The organism is Amycolatopsis kentuckyensis (assembly GCF_002155975.1).
Taxonomy (GTDB): domain Bacteria; phylum Actinomycetota; class Actinomycetes; order Mycobacteriales; family Pseudonocardiaceae; genus Amycolatopsis; species Amycolatopsis kentuckyensis.
Genome location: NZ_MUMI01000433.1, coordinates 1 through 3,441 on the forward strand (window position 1 = coordinate 1; position 3,441 = coordinate 3,441).

A 3,441-nucleotide genomic window follows, 5' to 3' on the forward strand; every position below is an offset into this window, starting at 1 on the left:
GGCTGACGCGAACAGCACAGGGCCGACCGCTACACTCGATCGGGTGCGCGAAGCGGTACCGCGCTGAGCAGGGCCACCACCACCGGGAATTTCGTCAGGAGCAGTCGCCATCGACACCGGTCAGCTGATCGCGGGGCACTACCGCCTCGTCGAGCACATTGGTAGCGGTGCCATGGGTGTCGTGTGGCGCGCGACCGACGTGCGCCTCGAACGCACCGTCGCGATCAAGCAGATCCTCCCGCAGCCGGGTGTCTCCGAGACCGAACGCGACAACATGCGCCAGCGCGCGATGCGCGAGGCGAAGAACGCGGCCCGGTTCCAGCACCCGAACGCCATCGTGGTGTTCGACATCGCCGAGCACAACGGCGACCCGTGCCTGGTGATGGAGTACCTCGACGGGCCCAGCCTCTCCACGATCCTCTCCGAGGAGGGCACGCTCCCGCTCGGGCGCGTGGCCCGGATCGGCGAGCAGGTCGCGTCCGCGCTGGTGGCCGCCCACCGCGCCGGGATCGTGCACCGCGACGTCAAGCCGGGCAACATCCTCATCGACCAGACCGGCACCGCGAAGATCACCGACTTCGGCATCTCCCGCGCGGCCGGCGACATGACGCTGACGGCGACCGGCCTGATCGGCGGCACCCCGGCCTACCTGGCGCCCGAGCTGGCCCGCGGCGCCGACCCGGTGCCCAGCTCCGACGTCTTCGCCCTCGGCGCGACCCTCTACCAGGCGATCGAGGGCACCACGCCGTACGGCAACACGACCAACCAGCTCGCGCTGCTCTACGCGGCGGCGAACGGCCAGATCAACCCGCCGGTGCAGGCCGGCGGGGCCACCGCGCTGCTGATGAGCCTGCTGCGCAGCGAGCCGGGCGAGCGGCCGAGCATGGCCGAGGCCCGCGAGCGGCTGGCCGCGCTGGCCCGCACCGAGCCGGGCGGCATGACGGCGTCACCGCCGCTGCTCTCCGGCGGCGCGGGCCGCAAGCCCGCCACCTCGGCGTCGACGGAGGACGGCGAACGGCCGCCGTGGCAGCGGACCGCGAACAAGGCGCCGTCGTCCCCGCCGGTCGGCACGCCCGTGCCGGCGAACAAGGCGCCCTCGAACCCCCCGCGCCCGACCGCGGCGTTCATGCCGATGCGGTCTCCGGCCGCGCCGCCGAACACCCCGCCCAGACCGATGCCCGCGGCCGCGCCGACGGCCAGGGCTCCCCAGTACTCGTCGAACACGACGAAACCGGACAACAAGCGCAAGTACGCGGTGTTCGCCGGGGCCGGCGCCGCGGTCGTCGTGGTCGCGGTGATCGTGTTCCTGGTGCTGAACTCGGGCAACGGCGGTTCGGGTGGCAACCAGACCGCCCAGTCGCCGGGCAACCAGCCGACCTCGGGCCAGAGCTCGTCCAAGCCCGGCACCAGCCCGAGCAACTCGAACGTCTCCGCGGACCTGGGCAGGACCCCGACCTCGGGCAAGATCGAATTCACGCCGGCGGGCCTGCGGATCATCGGGTTCTACGACTTCCCGAGCGGGGCGGCGGCCTCCTGGTCGATGCTCACGCCCGCGGCCCAGCAGGTCTACGGCAGCCAGGACGCCTTCACCGAATACTGGAGCAAGTTCAAGTCGGTCAGCGCCAAGCGGGCGAGCGGCGCGTACAACGACGACGGCTCGGTCACCATCACCGCCACGGTGGTCTTCCCCGACCACGAAGAGTCCCGGTCGTTCCGGATCGTGAACTCCGGCGGGCAGCTGCTCATCGACGCCCAGACCAAGGCCAACGCCGACGCCGGCGCGAGCTCGGGCAACTGAGACGTAACGCGCGTCCGGTGGGCTGAGCGGCGCGGATGGCCTACCGTGGTGGCATGGCCGACGACGGAGCTTCGCTGCCGGGCCAGAATCCTCGCTTCCACGAGGACCTGGTCGGCCTGGACCCGTACGACCCGGAGGCGCGCGCGTTCGCCGAGCACCTCGACCGCATCGAGCGGTGCGGCCCCAACTTCACCATCGAAGCCGCCCTCGACGGGGTGGCCGACTTCGCCGACTCCAGCAACCGGCTCGGCGGGCTGCGCTACTGGGTGTCCGCCTTCATCGTGGTCCTCATCGTGCTCGGCGTGATCGTGGCCGCATGGGACATCGTGGTGCACGCCCTCGCCTGGCTCGCGGCGTAACGTGGATCGGGTGAAAGGTATGAAACCCGTTGTCGGCGCGACCCCTCGTGTCGTGAAGTCCGAGCAGGAATGGCGGGCGCAGCTCAGCCCCGACGAGTACGCCGTGCTCCGCCAGGCGGGGACCGAACGGCCGTTCACCGGTGAGTACACCGACACGAAGACCACCGGGGTCTACGAGTGCCGCGCGTGCGGTGCCGAGCTGTTCCGCAGCGACACCAAGTTCGAAAGCCACTGCGGCTGGCCGTCGTTCTTCGACCCGGCGGACTCCGACGCCGTCCTGCTGCGCGAGGACCGCACCATGGGCATGAAGCGGATCGAGGTGCTCTGCGGCTCCTGCCACAGCCACCTCGGGCACGTCTTCGAGGGCGAGGGCTACCCGACCCCGACCGACCAGCGTTACTGCATCAACTCGATTTCGCTGAAACTGGTGCCCGAGTCCTAAATCTCCCTTAAGCGAGCAACCCGCCGCCCTTCCTCGAACGTAGTCTCCGCACACGGACGAGGGAGGGCGGACTCATGACCGACACCTGGGGTATTCCCGGACCGGTGTTCGCGGGGCTCTACCTGGGGTTGCTGCTGCTGCCGGCGCTGGCCGCCGCGCTGCGGCTCGGTGCCCTGCGGCGCGGCCGCGGCGGTGGCGCGCCGGAGCGGGGCGAAGAGCTCGCGCTGCTCACCGGCGGGCGCACGCGGGCCGGCGAGTTCGTCGTCGCGCGCCTGCTGGAGCGCCAGATCATCCGGATGGACGGCACCGGCCGGGTGCACCGCGTCCGGGGTTCGGCGTCCGACGACCTGGGCCGGGCCGCGCTCGTCCGGATCGGCAAGACCGGCACCCTCGTCGAATCCGTGCGGCGCGAGGTGCGGCACCACCCGGCGCTGGTCGCCCTGGAGAACGGACTGATCGAGCGGGGCCTGCTCGTCGACGCCCGGAAAGTCCGCTCGACCTGGGTGGGCACCGCCGTCGCGTACTGGGCGCTGGTCGTGTTCGGTGTGGTCCGGATGATCGCCGGCAGCTCCACCGGGCACCCGATCGGCTACCTGCTGATCCTGCTGGTGCTCGGCACGGTCGCCGCCATCTTCGTGACGACCCGGGCCACGCGCACCCCGGAGGTCAAGGCCACCGCCGCCGGGCGGGCCGCGGCCGGCGCCGCCGAGCTCGCCGGCGTGCTGACGGCCGGCCCGGCGGGCGCGGTCGCGGTCGGCGGGTTCGACAGCCACCCCGACAAGGACGTCCGGCTGGCCGTCAGCCGCTCCACGGTGCTCCCGGCCACCGACAGCCGCGCCCGC

4 protein-coding genes are annotated in these 3,441 nt (G+C 71.9%); all 4 read left to right on the forward strand.

What is annotated here, in order from left to right; genetic code table 11:
* The first annotated feature begins 172 nt into the window (after positions 1–172).
* The gene (locus CCN39_RS35365) at positions 173–1,798 is read left to right on the forward strand and encodes a serine/threonine-protein kinase (protein ID WP_244211144.1); all 1,626 of its coding nucleotides are present in this window, start codon (positions 173–175) and stop codon (positions 1,796–1,798) included.
* 53 nt (positions 1,799–1,851) lie between these two features.
* On the forward strand, positions 1,852–2,157 hold the full coding sequence (locus tag CCN39_RS35370) for a hypothetical protein (RefSeq protein WP_208630520.1): 306 nt from the start codon (positions 1,852–1,854) through the stop codon (positions 2,155–2,157).
* Positions 2,158–2,176: 19 nt separating this feature from the next.
* Positions 2,177–2,599 carry a peptide-methionine (R)-S-oxide reductase MsrB gene (gene msrB, locus CCN39_RS35375; RefSeq protein ID WP_086849491.1) on the forward strand — a complete coding sequence of 141 codons (423 nt, stop codon included), beginning with the start codon at positions 2,177–2,179 and terminating at the stop codon, positions 2,597–2,599.
* Between the two features lie 74 nt (positions 2,600–2,673).
* On the forward strand, positions 2,674–3,441 hold a 768-nt coding region (locus CCN39_RS35380; protein WP_086849493.1), incomplete at its 3' end, for a TIGR04222 domain-containing membrane protein.